The organism is Streptomyces durocortorensis (genome assembly GCF_016901035.1).
GTDB lineage: Bacteria > Actinomycetota > Actinomycetes > Streptomycetales > Streptomycetaceae > Streptomyces > Streptomyces durocortorensis.
Map to the genome: position 1 here is coordinate 12,987 of NZ_JAFEUF010000030.1, position 15,387 is coordinate 28,373.

A 15,387-nucleotide genomic window follows, 5' to 3' on the forward strand; every position below is an offset into this window, starting at 1 on the left:
CCCCCGCCCCCCCGCCCCCGCCCCCCCCCCCCCCGCCCGCGCCCCCCCCCCCGCCCGGGGCCCCGCCGCCCCCCCCCCCCCCCCCCCCCCCCCCCCCCCCCCCGCCCGTACACCGGAAGCGGGGGTGTCAGCGGAGGAAGGGGTCCACCGCGACGGCGAGGAAGAGGAGGGAGACGTAGGTGATCGACCAGTGGAAGAGCCGCATCTCCTTGAGCTTGGCCCCGGTCACCCCGGCCTTGGCGCGGTTCTGCAGGCCGTGGGCCTCCCAGAGCCAGGCGCCGCCGGAGAGCAGCGCCACCGCGGTGTAGAACCAGCCGGTGTAGCCGAGCGGGGTGAGCAGCAGCGAGACCGCGACCATCACCCAGCTGTAGAGGACGATCTGCTTGGCGACCACCCGGTTGGAGGCGACGACCGGGAGCATCGGGACGCCGACCCGGGCGTAGTCGTCCTTGACCTTCATGGACAGCGGCCAGTAGTGCGGCGGCGTCCAGAAGAAGATGACGGCGAAGAGGATGACGGCGGCCCAGGAGAGCTCGTTCGTCACGGCCGACCAGCCGATGAGGACCGGCATGCAGCCCGCGATACCGCCCCAGACGATGTTCTGGGAGGTGCGGCGCTTCAGCAGCATCGTGTAGACGACGACGTAGAAGAGCAGCGCGCCGAGCGCGAGGGCGGCCGAGAGCCAGTTGACGAGCAGTCCGAACCAGAGCGTGGAGAACACCGCGAGGCCGATGCCGAAGGCCAGACATTCGCGGGGGCTGACCATGCCGGTGACCAGCGGGCGCTGGGACGTACGGTCCATCAGCGCGTCGATGTCCCGGTCGATGTACATGTTGAGCGCGTTGGCGCCGCCCGCGGAGAGGTATCCCCCGATGGTGGTCGTGAGAACGAGCCACAGATCGGGTACACCTTGGGCAGCGAGGAACATCACCGGAACGGTGGTGATGAGCAGCAGCTCGATGATCCGTGGCTTGGTAAGCGCCACGAATGCCTTGACGCGGGCCCCGAACGGGCGATGGCCCCCTGGGCTGGGAGTCAAGGCGACCCCTGCGGGTCGGGACTCGACGGCCGTCACGCACACCCCTGACAGAGAAATCCCAGCAAGCTCCGGGCCTGGAGGCCCTGGTGAAGACTTGCGCGAACTCGACCACTCTAGACGTTGGGGATACACCACCCTTCGCGGGGGTGGGGTCGTGTTGGGGGTGACTGTTCGCCGGATGCGCATTCCGCCGGGAGGCGAACTCCACGGGTCGCCCACACCCTGGAAAGTGCACGGAAAGTGCGCCCGGCAACGGGGGTAGGCTCGACAGCGCCCGGTGCGGTAACGGTCACCGGTTTACAACAGTGGAGAGGAGCCCTGACTCAGGGTGAGCATCAAGCCGACCACCACAGACCTCCAGTGGACCGATGTGGACCAGCGGGCCGTGGACACCGCCCGTGTTCTCGCCGCGGACGCCGTACAGAAAGTCGGAAACGGCCACCCGGGCACGGCCATGAGCCTCGCGCCTGCCGCGTACACCCTGTTCCAGAAGGTGATGCGGCACGACCCCGCGGACGCCGAGTGGACCGGCCGCGACCGGTTCGTCCTCTCCGCCGGGCACTCCAGCCTGACCCTCTACATCCAGCTCTACCTGGCCGGCTACGGCCTGGAGCTGGACGACCTGAAGGCCTTCCGCACCTGGGGCTCCAAGACCCCGGGTCACCCGGAGTACGGCCACACCACCGGTGTCGAGACGACGACCGGCCCGCTGGGCCAGGGTGTCGCCAACGCGGTGGGCATGGCGATGGCCGCCCGCTACGAGCGCGGCCTGTTCGACCCCGAGGCGGCCCCCGGCACCTCCCCGTTCGACCACATGGTGTGGGCCATCGCCGGTGACGGCTGCCTCCAGGAGGGCATCTCGGCCGAGGCGTCCTCGCTGGCCGGGCACCAGAAGCTGGGCAACCTGGTCCTGCTGTGGGACGACAACCACATCTCCATCGAGGGCGACACGGAGACCGCGGTCTCCGAGGACACCATCAAGCGGTACGAGGCGTACGGCTGGCACGTCCAGCGTGTCGAGCAGCTGCCGAGCGGCGACCTGGACCCGGCGGGTCTGTACGCGGCGCTGCAGGCGGCCAAGGCCGAGACCGAGCGCCCCTCGTTCATCGCGGCCCGCTCGATCATCGCCTGGCCCGCCCCGAACGCGCAGAACACCGAGGCCGCGCACGGCTCGGCGCTCGGCGACGACGAGGTCGCGGCGACCAAGCGGGTCCTCGGCTTCGACCCGGAGCAGACCTTCGAGGTCTCCGACGAGGTCATCGGCCACACCCGCGAGGCCCTGGACCGCGGCCGTGAGGCCCGCGCCGAGTGGGACAAGTCGTTCGCCGCATGGCGTACGGCCAACCCGGAGCGCGCCGCCTCCTTCGACCGGATCGCCGCGGGCGAGCTGCCCGAGGGCTGGGAGGAGAAGCTCCCCGTCTTCGAGCCCGGCAAGGGTCTGGCCACCCGTGCCGCCTCCGGCAAGGTGCTCCAGGCGCTCGGTGAGATCGTGCCCGAGCTGTGGGGCGGCTCCGCCGACCTCGCGGGCTCGAACAACACGACGATCGACAAGACGTCGTCGTTCCTCCCGGCGGGCAACCCGCTGCCGGAGGCCGACCCGTACGGCCGCACGATCCACTTCGGCATCCGCGAGCACGCGATGGCCGCCGCCATGAACGGCATCGCGCTGCACGGCAACACCCGCATCTACGGCGGCACCTTCCTGGTGTTCTCCGACTACATGCGCAACGCGGTGCGGCTCTCCGCGCTGATGCACCTGCCGGTGACGTACGTCTGGACGCACGACTCGATCGGCCTCGGCGAGGACGGCCCGACGCACCAGCCGGTCGAGCACCTGGCCGCGCTGCGCGCCATCCCGGGCCTGAACGTCGTGCGCCCGGCCGACGCCAACGAGACCGCCATCGCCTGGCGCGAGATCCTGCGCCGCTACACCAAGGTGTTCGGCAAGGGCACCCCGCACGGTCTGGCGCTGACCCGCCAGGGTGTGCCGACGTACGAGGCGAACGAGGACGCGGCCAAGGGCGGTTACGTCCTGTTCGAGGCCGAAGGTGGCAAGCCGCAGGTGCTGCTCATCGCGACCGGTTCCGAGGTGCACGTCGCCGTCGAGGCGCGCGAGCAGCTCCAGGCGGCCGGGGTGCCGACCCGGGTGGTCTCGATGCCGTCCGTCGAGTGGTTCGAGGAGCAGGACCAGGGTTACAAGGACAGCGTGCTGCCGCCGTCGGTGAAGGCGCGCGTCGCCGTCGAGGCGGGCATCGGCCTGACCTGGTACCGGTACGTGGGCGACGCCGGCCGGATCGTCTCGCTGGAGCACTTCGGGGCCTCCGCCGACGCGAAGGTGCTGTTCCGCGAGTTCGGCTTCACTCCCGAGCACGTGGCCGCCGCCGCGCGGGAATCCCTCGAAGCCGCCGCGCGCTGACGCCCGTAGATACGACTAGTAGGAGATGCAACTCATGACAGACGCACTCAAGCGCCTCTCCGACGAGGGCGTGGCGATCTGGCTCGACGACCTGTCGCGCAAGCGGATCACGTCCGGCAACCTGGCCGAGCTGATCGACCAGAGCCATGTCGTCGGCGTCACCACCAACCCGTCGATCTTCCAGAAGGCGATCTCCTCGGGCGACGGTTACGAGCAGCAGCTCACCGACCTCGCCGCCCGCAAGGTCACCGTCGAGGAAGCGGTCCGCATGATCACGACGGCGGACGTCCGCGACGCCGCCGACATCCTGCGCCCGGTCTTCGACGCCACCGACGGCCAGGACGGCCGGGTCTCCATCGAGGTGGACCCGCGTCTGGCCCACAACACCCTGGCCACCACCGCCGAGGCCAAGCAGCTGGCCTGGCTGGTCGACCGGCCGAACACGCTCATCAAGATCCCGGCCACCAAGGCGGGCCTCCCGGCGATCACCGAGACGATCGGCCGGGGCATCAGCGTCAACGTGACGCTGATCTTCTCGCTGGAGCGCTACCGCGCGGTCATGGACGCCTACCTGGCGGGCCTGGAGAAGGCGAAGGCCGCGGGCCTGGACCTCTCCAAGATCCACTCGGTGGCGTCCTTCTTCGTGTCCCGCGTGGACACCGAGATCGACAAGCGCCTGGACGCGATCGGCTCCGACGAGGCGAAGGCCGCCAAGGGCAAGTCCGCCCTGGCCAACGCGCGGCTGGCCTACGAGGCGTACGAGGAGGTCTTCTCCTCCGACCGCTGGGCGGCCCTGGACAAGGGGCAGGCCAACAAGCAGCGTCCGCTGTGGGCCTCGACCGGCGTCAAGGACCCGTCCCTGAAGGACACGCTGTACGTCGACGACCTGGTGGCGCCGAACACGGTGAACACCATGCCGGAGGCGACGCTGGAGGCGGTGGCCGACCACGGCGAGATCACCGGCAACACCGTCGCCGGCGGCTACGACCAGGCGCGCGCCGACCTCGACGCGATCAAGAAGCTCGGCATCTCGTACGACGAGGTCGTACAGCTGCTGGAGGACGAGGGCGTCGAGAAGTTCGAGACGTCCTGGAACGATCTGCTCAAGTCGACCGAGGCGGAGCTTTCGCGCCTCGCCCCCTCGGAGGGCTGACCACTTTGTCTGCTGTTCCCGGAGCCAACCCGCTCCGTGACGCACAGGACCGACGGCTCCCGCGTATCGCGGGGCCGTCGGGCCTGGTCATCTTTGGCGTCACGGGCGATTTGTCCCGTAAAAAGCTGATGCCTGCTGTCTACGACCTGGCCAATCGCGGCCTGCTGCCGCCGGGCTTCTCGCTCATCGGCTTCGCGCGCCGCGACTGGGAGGACGAGGACTTCGCCCAGGTCGTCCACGACGCCGTCAAGGAGCACGCCCGTACGCCGTTCCGCGAGGAGGTCTGGCAGCAGCTCATCCAGGGGATGCGCTTCGTCCAGGGCAACTTCGACGACGACGAGGCGTTCGAGACGCTGAAGGCGACCATCCAGGAGCTCGACAAGGCACAGGGGACGGGCGGCAACTTCGCCTTCTACCTCTCCGTGCCGCCGAAGTTCTTCCCCAAGGTCGTCCAGCAACTGAAGAAGCACGGCCTGGCCGACCAGAAGGAAGGCTCCTGGCGGCGTGCCGTCATCGAGAAGCCGTTCGGCCACGACCTGGCCAGCGCGCAGGAGCTCAACCAGCTCGTGCACGACGTCTTCCCGCCCAACGAGGTCTTCCGGATCGACCACTACCTGGGGAAGGAGACGGTCCAGAACATCCTGGCGCTGCGGTTCGCCAACACGATGTGGGAGCCGATCTGGAACCGGTCCTACGTCGACCACGTGCAGATCACGATGGCCGAGGACATCGGCATCGGCGGCCGGGCCGGCTACTACGACGGCATCGGCGCCGCCCGTGACGTCATCCAGAACCACCTGCTCCAGCTGCTGGCGCTGACCGCGATGGAGGAGCCCGGCTCCTTCCACCCGAAGGCCCTGGTCGCCGAGAAGCTCAAGGTGCTCACCGCCGTCGAGCTGCCCGAGGACCTGGGGCAGCACACCGTGCGCGCCCAGTACGAGCACGCCTGGCAGGGCGGCCAGGAGGTCCTCGGCTACTGCGAGGAGGACGGCATCGACCCCAAGTCGACGACCGACACCTACGCGGCGATCAAGCTGACGATCAACAACCGCCGCTGGGCGGGCGTGCCGTTCTACCTCCGGACCGGAAAGCGGCTCGGCCGCCGGGTCACGGAGATCGCGGTCGTCTTCAAGCGCGCCCCGTACCTCCCCTTCGAGTCGGGCGCGACCGAGGAGCTGGGCGGCAACGCCCTGGTCATCCGGGTCCAGCCGGACGAGGGCGTCACCGTGCGCTTCGGCTCCAAGGTGCCCGGCACCTCGATGGAGGTCCGGGACGTCACGATGGACTTCGCGTACGGCGAGTCGTTCACGGAGTCCAGCCCGGAGGCGTACGAGCGGCTCCTCCTGGACGTCCTGCTCGGCGACGCCAACCTGTTCCCGCGCCACCAGGAGGTCGAACTCTCCTGGACCATCCTCGACCCGATCGAGGAGTACTGGGAGAAGCACGGCAAGCCCGCGAAGTACGCGGCCGGCACCTGGGGTCCGGCCGAGGCCGACGAGATGCTCGCACGTGACGGACGGAGCTGGAGGCGGCCATGAAGATCGATCTCACGGAAACCACGTCCAGCAAGATCAACCAGGCGCTGGTCTCGGCCCGCCGGGCGATCGGCACCCCCGCCATCGGCATGGTGCTCACGCTGGTCATCGTCACCGACGAGGAGAACGCGTACGACGCGCTCAAGTCGGCCGGTGACGCCTCCCGCGAGCACCCCTCGCGGCTCATCGCGGTGATCAAGCGCCACAGCCGCTCGCCGCGCGCCCGCCGCGACGCCCGCCTCGACGCCGAGGTCCGGGTCGGTTCCGACGCGGGCACCGGCGAGACGGTGGTCCTGCGCCTCCACGGCGAACTGGCCAACCACGCCCAGTCGGTGGTCCTGCCGCTGCTCCTGCCGGACGCCCCGGTCGTGGTGTGGTGGCCCGAGGGCGCCCCCGCCGACCCGGCGAAGGACCCGCTCGGTGCGCTGGCCCAGCGCCGGATCACCGACACCTACTCCGCCGAGCGCCCGCTCGACGAGCTGGCGGTGCGGGCGGCGACGTACAGCCCCGGCGACACCGATCTGGCCTGGACCCGGATCACGCCGTGGCGCTCGATGCTGGCCGCAGCCCTGGACCAGCAGCCGGCCGAGGTCATCGGCGCGACCGTCGAGGGCGAGAGCGACAACCCGAGCTGCGAGCTGCTCGCCATGTGGCTCGCGGACCGGCTCGGCGTCCCGGTGGAGCGCACGCTCTCCCAGGGGCCCGGCCTCACCGCGGTCCGGATGGAGACGAAGAACGGCGTCATCGTCCTGGACCGGGCCGACGGCGGGCTGGCCACGCTCTCCATGCAGAACCAGCCGGACCGCGCGGTGGCGCTCAAGCGCCGTGACACCGCCGAGCTGCTGGCGGAGGAGCTGCGCCGGCTCGACCCGGACAACACCTACGCCTCGTCGGTGAAGTTCGGCGTCGACAAGCTGCACGCGGGCGGCGAGGTCACGGCCAAGCCGGTCGACAGCGCCGCGGAGAAGGCGGACCAGGCCGCCGAGGCCAAGGCTCCCGCCGCGAAGAAGGCCCCGGCCAAGAAGGCGGCCTCGAAGTGACGCCTCCTCAACTGGTCGTGCACCGCGACAAGGAGCTGATGGCGCAGGCCGCGGCGGCCCGGCTGATCACGAAGATCGTGGACGCCCAGGCCTCCCGGGGCCACGCCTCGGTGGTGCTGACCGGCGGGCGCAACGGCAACGGCCTGCTGGCCGCGCTCGCCGCCGCGCCCGCCCGGGACGCGGTGGACTGGTCGCGGCTGGACCTGTGGTGGGGCGACGAGCGGTTCCTGCCCGAGGGCGACCCGGAGCGCAATGTCACCCAGGCCCGCGAGGCGCTGCTCGACGCGGTGCCGCTGGACCCGGCCCGGGTGCACGCGATGCCCGCGTCGGACGGCCCGTACGGCGACGACGTGGACGCGGCGGCAGCGGCGTACGCCGATGAACTGGCCGCCGCTGCGGAGCCCGAGGACCACGGCCCGGTGCCCACGTTCGACGTGCTGATGCTGGGCGTCGGCCCGGACACGCACGTGGCCTCGCTCTTCCCGGAGCTGCCCGCGGTACGGGAGACCGAGCGCACAGTGGTCGGTGTGCGCGGGGCGCCCAAGCCGCCGCCGGTCCGGGTCTCGCTCACGCTGCCCGCGATCCGCGCGGCGCGTGAGGTGTGGCTGCTGGCGGCGGGCGAGGACAAGGCGGAAGCGGCGGCCATCGCACTGTCCGGGGCCGGGGAGATCCAGGCCCCGGCGGCCGGCGCGTACGGCCGCGGCCGCACGCTGTGGCTCCTGGACGCGGCGGCGGCCTCGCAACTGCCGCGCGCGCTGTATCCACCGGCCTCCGCCTGAGCGTTGACGCCCTCGAAGACCCGGCCCGCTTTCCCCGCGCGGGCCGGGTCTTCGTCGTGAAAGGCTCGCGCTCATGGTGCATATCGGAACCGTGGTGATGGGCGCGACCGACGTGAGCAGGGCCGCCGCGTTCTGGAAGGCGGCGCTCACGTACACCGAGCGCGAGCCGGCAACGGACGACTGGGTGGTGCTGGTTCCGGTCGAAGGGCCCGGCGTCGGCGTGGCGTTGGGGCGCTCCACCTCCCCCGTCCAGGAGGTCCCCCGGGTCCACCTGGACCTCTACTCCGACGAGCAGGAGGCCGAGGTGGAGCGGCTGATGGGGCTGGGCGCGGAGCGGGTCGCGTGGGAGCTGTATCCGCCGGACCCGGACTTCGTGGTGCTCGCCGACCCTGAGGGCAACCGCTTCTGCGTCATCGACACGACGCACGCCGGCTGACCGCCCCGCCCCCTCAGGCCTTCTTCGGGGACCGCTCCAGGAAGGGTTCCAGCAGCTCCGGTACGGCCTCGGCGGCGAAGTCGAGGCCCTCGGACGCGTCGGTGTCGTACGCCGTGTACGCGCCGCCCCCGGCTGCCGTGGTGGCCGTGACGCTCAGCAGCCCGGCCCGGCGCTGGAACACCGACTGCTTGACCGTCCAGCCGATCACCCCGGCCCGTTCCAGGGCGGCCGTGGAGCGGCGGACCGTACCGGAGCGGGTGACCAGATAGCGGCCGGAGATCGCGTGGCCGAGGCCCCGGTACGCGTCCAGGGCGAGCACCACCGCCACGGGGACGGCCACCACCGCGCAGCCGAGCGCGATCCAGAGGAGTACCGGTGTGAGCAGTTCCCCGAGGAGCGTCAGGATCAGGACGGGGCCGAGGGCCGCCGCGAGCGACCAGCGCAGTCGGCGGCCCCTGGCGGCGCGCGGGTGCGGGGTGAGCGCCGCGGCGGTCGGGGGGTCCGCCTCGCGCAGGACGTCGGCGGCGACGGAGTCGGCGCGGGTCCGGGGCGCGACCGGGAGCAGGGTGTTGTGGTCGGCGTTCCTGGCCTCGTGGTCCTTGGCCAGGCCGGTGGTGATGGCGTCGAGGCGGGCCGCGCCGAGAAGCCGGACGCCCAGGGGCTCGACCAGGTCGACGCCGCGCAGCCGGGCCTCCTCGACGGAGATGGACCGGGAGGTGAACAGGCCGCGCCGGACCCGCAGCGTGCCGCCCGCCTCGCGCTCCAGGCGGTAGTTCCACCACATCTCGATCCAGAGGCCGAGCGCCCCGACGACACCCGCGACCAGGGCGGCCAGGACCAGGGCGATGACCGTCCAGAGCAGCGGGGTGTCCCGGAAACGGTCGCCGACCCACTCGATGACCTCACCCTGGGCCCCGACCCACTCGCTGACCTGCATCACGGCCCCGGCGGCGGCCCCGCCGAGCATGGGGGCGACGAAGGAGACCGGGGCGTAACGGATCCAGCGGGGGTCCAGGACGGCCAGTTCGCCCTCGCGGTGGACGCCGGCCGGTGCGGTGGCGGCGCGGTCCAGGAGGAGGCGGCGCAGCCGTTCGCCCTCGGCGCGGGTGACCGGGTCCAGTTCGAGGGTGGAGTCGGCGCCCTGTTCGCCGGTGCCGATCCGGACGGTGACCAGGCCGAGGAGACGCAGCATCAGGTTGGCGGTGAGGTCGACCGTGCGGATACGGCTCCGGGCCAGGGAGCGGCGTTTGACGAGGAGCAGCCCGGTGTGGAGGTCGACGTGCTCCTCGCCGATCCGGTAGCGGGTGCGGTGCCAGCGGATCCGGTCGGCGCCCGCCGCGACCCCGATGATCAGGAGGGCTCCGGCGAACACCTGGAGCACGGCGACCGGGAGGCTGGACCATCGGGTGAGCCCGAGCGTGACGGGGATGGCTGCGCCCGCGACGACCCCCGCCACGACGAGTGCGGTGACCAGGACCGTACGGGGGTCGAGGCGGCGCCAGTCGGCGGGCGGGGCGACGGTGCTCATGTGGCGTCGCCGGGGGTGTCGCGGGTGATGCGCGTGAGCCGCTCGGCCAGGTCGGCGGCGACCTCGTGGTCCAGGCCCTCGATCCGTACCGCGCCCTTGGCGGATGCGGTGGTGACCGTGACGGTGGCGAGCCGGAAGAGCTGCTCCAGCGGGCCCCGTACGGTGTCCACGGTCTGGATGCGGGACATCGGGGCGATCCGCCACTCCCGCCAGAAGAAGCCGGTGAGGACGTACACCGCGTCCTCGGTGACCTCCCAGCGGTGCGTACGGAACCACCACAGAGGGAAGAGGACGGCGGTCGCCGTGCCCGCCGCGGCCAGGACCGCGGCGGGCAGCAGCAGCCAGAAGCGGGCCGGCTCGATCAGCGCGCCCAGCACCGCGAGCGGCACGACGGGCACGGCGGTCATCAGCAGCCACTGAACCCGCCACCAGCCGATGGCACGCTGGTTCAGCGTGTTGCGCGGCGGCCGCAGCCGGACCGTCTCTCCCTCCCCCGGTGGCATCGGCTCAGCGCCCGCGCAGGGTGCGGTAGGCGTCGACCAGGGCCGCGGTGGAGCTGTCGAGCTGCCCGGCGTCCGCTCCCCCGTCACCGGTCAGCAGCGGTTCGATCTTCTTGGCGAGGACCTTGCCGAGCTCGACGCCCCACTGGTCGAAGGAGTCGATGTTCCAGACGGCGCCCTGGACGAAGACCTTGTGCTCGTACAGCGCGATGAGCTGGCCGAGGACCGAGGGGGTCAGCTTGTCGGCGAGGATCGTCGTCGTGGGGTGGTTGCCGCGGAACGTCTTGTGCGGGACCAGCTCCTCGGGCACGCCCTCCGCTCGGACCTCCTCGGGTGTCTTGCCGAAGGCGAGGGCCTGGGTCTGGGCGAAGAAGTTGGCCATCAGCAGGTCGTGCTGGGCGATCAGTCCGGGCAGCAGGTCGTGGACCGGGGCGGCGAAGCCGATGAAGTCCGCCGGGATCAGCTTGGTGCCCTGGTGGATCAACTGGTAGTAGGCGTGCTGCCCGTTGGTGCCGGGCGTGCCCCAGACGACCGGGCCGGTCTGCCACTCGACGCGGTCGCCCTCGCGGTCGACGGACTTGCCGTTGGACTCCATGTCGAGCTGCTGGAGATACGCGGTGAACTTGGACAGGTAGTGGCTGTAGGGCAGCACCGCGTGCGACTGGGCGTCGAAGAAGTTGCCGTACCAGATGCCGAGGAGGCCCAGCAGGAGCGGGGCGTTCTCCTCGGCGGGGGCGGTGCGGAAGTGCTCGTCGACGAGGTGGAAACCGTCGAGCATCTCGCGGAAGCGGTCCGGGCCGATGGCGACCATCAGCGAGAGGCCGATCGCGGAGTCGAAGCTGTAGCGGCCGCCGACCCAGTCCCAGAACTCGAACATGTTGGCCGTGTCGATGCCGAACTCTTCGACCTCCTCGGCGTTGGTCGACAGCGCCACGAAGTGCTTCGCGACGGCGTCCTGACCGGCTTTCAGCTCGGTCAGCAGCCAGTCCCGGGCGGAGGTGGCGTTGGTGATGGTCTCGATCGTCGTGAACGTCTTGGAGGCGATGACGAACAGCGTCTCGGCCGGGTCGAGGTCGCGGACGGCCTCGTGGAGGTCGGCGCCGTCGACGTTGGAGACGAAGCGGAGGGTGAGGTCGCGGTCCGTGAAGGAGCGCAGCACCTCGTAGGCCATGGCGGGGCCGAGGTCGGAACCGCCGATGCCGATGTTGACGATGTTCTTGACCGGCTTGCCGGTGTGGCCGGTCCACTGCCCGGAGCGGACCTGGTCGGCGAAGGAGGCCATCTTGTCGAGGACGGCGTGCACGGCCGGTACGACGTTCTCGCCGTCGACCTCGACGACCGCGTCGCGCGGGGCGCGGAGCGCGGTGTGCAGGACCGCCCGGTCCTCGGTGGTGTTGATCTTCTCGCCGCGGAACATCGCGTCCCGCAGCTCCGCGACCCCGGTGGCGGCGGCCAGCTCGCGCAGCAGGCGCAGCGTCTCGTCGGTGACCAGGTGCTTGGAGTAGTCGAGGTGGAGGTCGCCGACCCGCAGGGTGTAGGCGGTGCCCCGCTCCGGCTGCCGCGCGAACAGCTCGCGCAGCTGGGGTGCGCCGAGCTCCTCACGGTGCTTGGCGAGGGCCGTCCACTCGGGCGTCTGGTTGAGCTTGGTTCGGCTTGCTGCGTTCATCCGGGATATCAGCCCACTTCTCACTCGTCATCAGCATCCCCGCTGCCCCTCCAACCTAATTGATCGAGGAGGCCGACGGCGTGGAGGAGGGCAGTGGCGCGGGAACGCGATACGGCCGGACACCCGTGGGGTGTCCGGCCGGTGAACGACTGGGGTTTCCGTGGAGCTGTGCGGGGATATGTCAGATCTCGCCGCGGAGTTTGGCCAGTGCCTCGGCGAGGATCGCCTCGCCGTCCTCGTCGCTGCGCCGCTCGCGTACGTACGCCAGGTGCGTCTTGTACGGCTCGGTGCGGGGCGGGTCGGGCGGGCTGTCCTTGTCCTGGCCGGCCGGGAAGCCGCAGCGCGGGCAGTCCCAGATGTCCGGCACCTGCGCGTCATGGGCGAAGCTCGGCTGCGTCTCGTGCCCGTTCGAGCACCAGAAGGAGATGCGGGCGCGCGGTGCGGACTCGCCCCGCTCCGCCTCCCCCATCGGCCCCGCTCCGACCCGGCTTCCCCGGATCGCGTTGCCACTTGCCACGGTCGTAACTCCCTGCGTGATGGTGCTCGAAGGATGCCTCAGTCTACGTAAGGCCCAACGTGCGTCCAGTGGAAGGAGTTACACCGTTACCGGAATCGCGGAACGGGTCGTTCAGTCGAGCTTGATGAGCAGACCGAGGACGACGATGCACGCGAACCAGACCAGACCGACCACCACGGTGATCCGGTCGAGGTTACGCTCGGCGACCGAGGAGCCACCGACGGAGGACTGCATTCCGCCACCGAACATGTCGGAGAGACCGCCGCCCTTGCCCTTGTGCATGAGCACCAGCAGCATCAGCAGCAGGCTGAAGACGATCAGGGCGATCTGGAACGCCAGAATCACGGCTGGTCCCTACTTTCCGGATTTCTCGAATACTGCCTGTACGTACAGCGGGGGCCGGAGGGTGACCACCCCCTCGGCCCCCGCAAGGGTACGACGGATCGGCGCTACCGCATACTCACTGGTCGCGGAAGCGGACGATCTTGACGAACTCGTCGGCGTCCAGTGCGGCGCCGCCGATGAGGGCGCCGTCCACGTCGGGCTGCGCCATGATCGCGGCGACGTTGCCGGACTTCACGGAGCCGCCGTACTGGATGCGGACGGCGTCGGCCAGCTCCTGCGAGTACAGCTCGGCGAGACGGCGGCGGATCGCGCCGCAGACCTCCTGGGCGTCCTCGGGGGTGGCGACCTCGCCGGTCCCGATGGCCCAGACCGGCTCGTAGGCGATGACGATGGTCTCGGCCTGCTCGGCCGGGATGTCCTTCAGGGCGCCGTCGAGCTGCGCGAGGGTGTAGGAGACCTGGTCACCGGCCTTGCGGATGTCCAGGCCCTCGCCGACGCAGAGGATCGGGGTCAGGCCGTGCCGGTAGGCGGCCTTCACCTTGGCGTTGCAGATCTCGTCGCTCTCGGCGTGGTACTGGCGGCGCTCGCTGTGGCCGACGGCCACGTACGTGCAGCGCAGCTTGGCGAGCATGGAGCCGGAGATCTCACCGGTGTACGCGCCGGAGTCGTGCGCCGAGATGTCCTGGGCACCGTACTTGATCTTCAGCTTGTCGCCGTCGACCAGGGTCTGTACGGAGCGCAGGTCGGTGAAGGGCGGCAGGACGGCGACCTCGACGTCCTCGTAGTCCTTGTCGGTCAGCGCGAAGGAGAGCTTCTGGACGTGGGCGATGGCCTCGAGGTGGTTGAGGTTCATCTTCCAGTTGCCCGCCATCAGCGGGGTGCGGGTGGTCATGAAAGGTCAGTCCTCCAGTGCGGCGAGCCCGGGAAGCGTCTTGCCCTCGAGGTATTCGAGGCTCGCGCCGCCACCGGTCGAAATATGTCCGAAAGCATTCTCGTCGAAGCCCAGGATGCGGACGGCCGCGGCGGAGTCGCCACCGCCGACGACACTGAAGGCCGGGGAGTCAACGAGCGCCTGGGCGACCGCGCGGGTGCCGTCGGCGAAGTCGGGGTGCTCGAAGACGCCCATCGGGCCGTTCCAGAAGACGGTGGCCGCGTCGGCGAGCTTCGATGCGTAGAGCTTGTTGGTCTCGGGTCCGTTGTCCAGCCCCATCTGGCCGGCCGGCATGGCGTCGGCGGCGACGGTGGTGGGGTGGGCCGGGGCCTTGGTCTTCAGGTCCGGGAAGGACGGGGCGACGACGACGTCGACGGGGAGGACGAACTCCACGCCCTTCTCCTCGGCCCGGCGCAGGTACTCCTGCACGGCGGGGATCTGGTCCTCCTGGAGCAGCGAGCTGCCGACCTCGTGGCCCTGGGCCTTGAGGAAGGTGTACGCCATGCCGCCGCCGATGAGGATGCGGTCGGCCCGCTCCAGCAGGTGGTCGATCACGCCGAGCTTGTCGGAGACCTTGGCACCGCCGAGGACGACCGCGTACGGGCGCTGGACGTCGGTGGTGAGCTTCTTCAGGACGCCGACCTCGGTGGCGATGAGGTAGCCCGCGTAGTGCGGGAGCCGCGCCGGGAGGTCGAAGACCGAGGCGTGCTTGCGGTGGACGGCACCGAAGCCGTCGCCCACGTAGGAGTCGGCCAGCTCGGCCAGCTGGTCCGCGAAGGCGCCGCGCTCGGCGTCGTCCTTGGAGGTCTCGCCGGCGTTGAAGCGGAGGTTCTCGATGACGGCGACCTGGCCGTCCGCGAGACCGGCGACGGTGGCGCGGGCGGAGTCGCCGACCGTGTCGGTGGCGAAGGCGACATCGGCACCGAGGAGTTCACCCAGGCGGGCGGCGGCGGGCGCCAGCGAGAACGCCGGGTCCGGGGCGCCCTTGGGGCGGCCGAGGTGCGAGGTGACGACGACCCGCGCGCCGGCCTCGGCGAGCTTGGCGATCGTCGGGACGACGGCGCGGATACGGCCGTCGTCGGTGATCGTGGTGCCGTCCAGCGGCACGTTGAGGTCGGCGCGGACGAATACCCGCTTGCCCGCGACCCCTTCGGCGAGAAGTTCGTCGATCGTCTTCATCTGTTCCGTTTACTCCTTGGAAGGACCGATGAGCATGCTAGGCCGTGTCGACAGACTTCCGTCGCCCGGCCGGAGGCCGGGCCGCGCGGCGTCTGGTGCGTGCGATCGCAAGGCGCCGGAATGGCCTCGTAGCGGAGCTACTTGGCCGTTTCGGCAACGCTGCGAGCGTGCGTGCCAGGCGTCGCGCGGCAGACGGAAGTCTGTCGACACGGCCTGAGGGGCGGGGGCCCCCCGGGGGGGGGGGGCGGGGGGGGCCCCCCGGGGGGATCATGTGGGGGGGGGCCGCCGGGGAGAGCGGGAGCGCGCCCCCAGCCCCCGGGGGG

14 protein-coding genes are annotated in these 15,387 nt (G+C 70.8%); 6 read left to right on the plus strand and 8 right to left on the minus strand.

What is annotated here, in order from left to right; genetic code table 11:
* Nucleotides 1-127: 127 nt before the first annotated feature.
* Nucleotides 128-1,081, minus strand: a complete 954-nt coding sequence (locus tag JS521_RS09075; RefSeq protein WP_205082200.1) for a heme o synthase — start codon at nucleotides 1,079-1,081, stop codon at nucleotides 128-130.
* Between the two features lie 286 nt (nucleotides 1,082-1,367).
* Between JS521_RS09075 and tkt the strand changes: the two genes are divergently transcribed.
* From tkt to JS521_RS09105, 6 genes are all read left to right on the plus strand, one after another.
* Nucleotides 1,368-3,455 (plus strand): transketolase, encoded by a 2,088-nt coding sequence (gene tkt, locus JS521_RS09080; protein ID WP_205082201.1) that lies wholly within the window; start codon nucleotides 1,368-1,370, stop codon nucleotides 3,453-3,455.
* 34 nt (nucleotides 3,456-3,489) lie between these two features.
* Nucleotides 3,490-4,608, plus strand: coding sequence for a transaldolase (gene tal, locus JS521_RS09085; protein WP_205082202.1), 1,119 nt, complete (start codon nucleotides 3,490-3,492; stop codon nucleotides 4,606-4,608).
* Nucleotides 4,609-4,613: 5 nt separating this feature from the next.
* The gene (gene zwf, locus JS521_RS09090) at nucleotides 4,614-6,146 is read left to right on the plus strand and encodes a glucose-6-phosphate dehydrogenase (protein WP_205082203.1); all 1,533 of its coding nucleotides are present in this window, start codon (nucleotides 4,614-4,616) and stop codon (nucleotides 6,144-6,146) included.
* Complete coding sequence (opcA, locus tag JS521_RS09095; protein WP_205082204.1) at nucleotides 6,143-7,183, plus strand: glucose-6-phosphate dehydrogenase assembly protein OpcA; 1,041 nt, start codon at nucleotides 6,143-6,145, stop codon at nucleotides 7,181-7,183. Before zwf ends, opcA begins: the two co-directional genes overlap by 4 nt.
* Nucleotides 7,180-7,962, plus strand: a complete 783-nt coding sequence (pgl, locus tag JS521_RS09100) for a 6-phosphogluconolactonase (RefSeq protein ID WP_205082205.1) — start codon at nucleotides 7,180-7,182, stop codon at nucleotides 7,960-7,962. Before opcA ends, pgl begins: the two co-directional genes overlap by 4 nt.
* Nucleotides 7,963-8,035: 73 nt before the next feature.
* A complete protein-coding gene (locus tag JS521_RS09105; protein WP_205082206.1) occupies nucleotides 8,036-8,398 on the plus strand; it encodes a VOC family protein in 363 nt (120 codons plus the stop codon).
* Nucleotides 8,399-8,411: 13 nt separating this feature from the next.
* On the opposite strand, the gene JS521_RS09110 is transcribed toward JS521_RS09105, so the two are convergent.
* The 7 genes from JS521_RS09110 to JS521_RS09140 all read right to left on the minus strand — a co-directional run bounded on the left by JS521_RS09110 (nucleotide 8,412) and on the right by JS521_RS09140 (nucleotide 15,064).
* Complete coding sequence (locus tag JS521_RS09110; protein ID WP_205082207.1) at nucleotides 8,412-9,926, minus strand: PH domain-containing protein; 1,515 nt, start codon at nucleotides 9,924-9,926, stop codon at nucleotides 8,412-8,414.
* Nucleotides 9,923-10,429: a PH domain-containing protein gene (locus JS521_RS09115; RefSeq protein ID WP_205082208.1), complete on the minus strand. Its 507-nt coding sequence runs from the start codon at nucleotides 10,427-10,429 to the stop codon at nucleotides 9,923-9,925. The genes JS521_RS09110 and JS521_RS09115 overlap by 4 nt, the downstream gene beginning before the upstream one ends.
* Nucleotides 10,430-10,433: 4 nt before the next feature.
* Nucleotides 10,434-12,092 (minus strand): glucose-6-phosphate isomerase, encoded by a 1,659-nt coding sequence (gene pgi, locus JS521_RS09120; protein ID WP_205082209.1) that lies wholly within the window; start codon nucleotides 12,090-12,092, stop codon nucleotides 10,434-10,436.
* Nucleotides 12,093-12,273: 181 nt separating this feature from the next.
* Complete coding sequence (locus tag JS521_RS09125; protein ID WP_078566397.1) at nucleotides 12,274-12,609, minus strand: RNA polymerase-binding protein RbpA; 336 nt, start codon at nucleotides 12,607-12,609, stop codon at nucleotides 12,274-12,276.
* A gap of 111 nt (nucleotides 12,610-12,720) precedes the next feature.
* Complete coding sequence (secG, locus tag JS521_RS09130; protein ID WP_010061274.1) at nucleotides 12,721-12,954, minus strand: preprotein translocase subunit SecG; 234 nt, start codon at nucleotides 12,952-12,954, stop codon at nucleotides 12,721-12,723.
* A 115-nt stretch (nucleotides 12,955-13,069) separates the two neighbouring features.
* On the minus strand, nucleotides 13,070-13,846 hold the full coding sequence (gene tpiA / locus JS521_RS09135) for a triose-phosphate isomerase (protein WP_205082210.1): 777 nt from the start codon (nucleotides 13,844-13,846) through the stop codon (nucleotides 13,070-13,072).
* Between the two features lie 6 nt (nucleotides 13,847-13,852).
* On the minus strand, nucleotides 13,853-15,064 hold the full coding sequence (locus JS521_RS09140; RefSeq protein ID WP_205082211.1) for a phosphoglycerate kinase: 1,212 nt from the start codon (nucleotides 15,062-15,064) through the stop codon (nucleotides 13,853-13,855).
* Nucleotides 15,065-15,387: the final 323 nt, after the last annotated feature.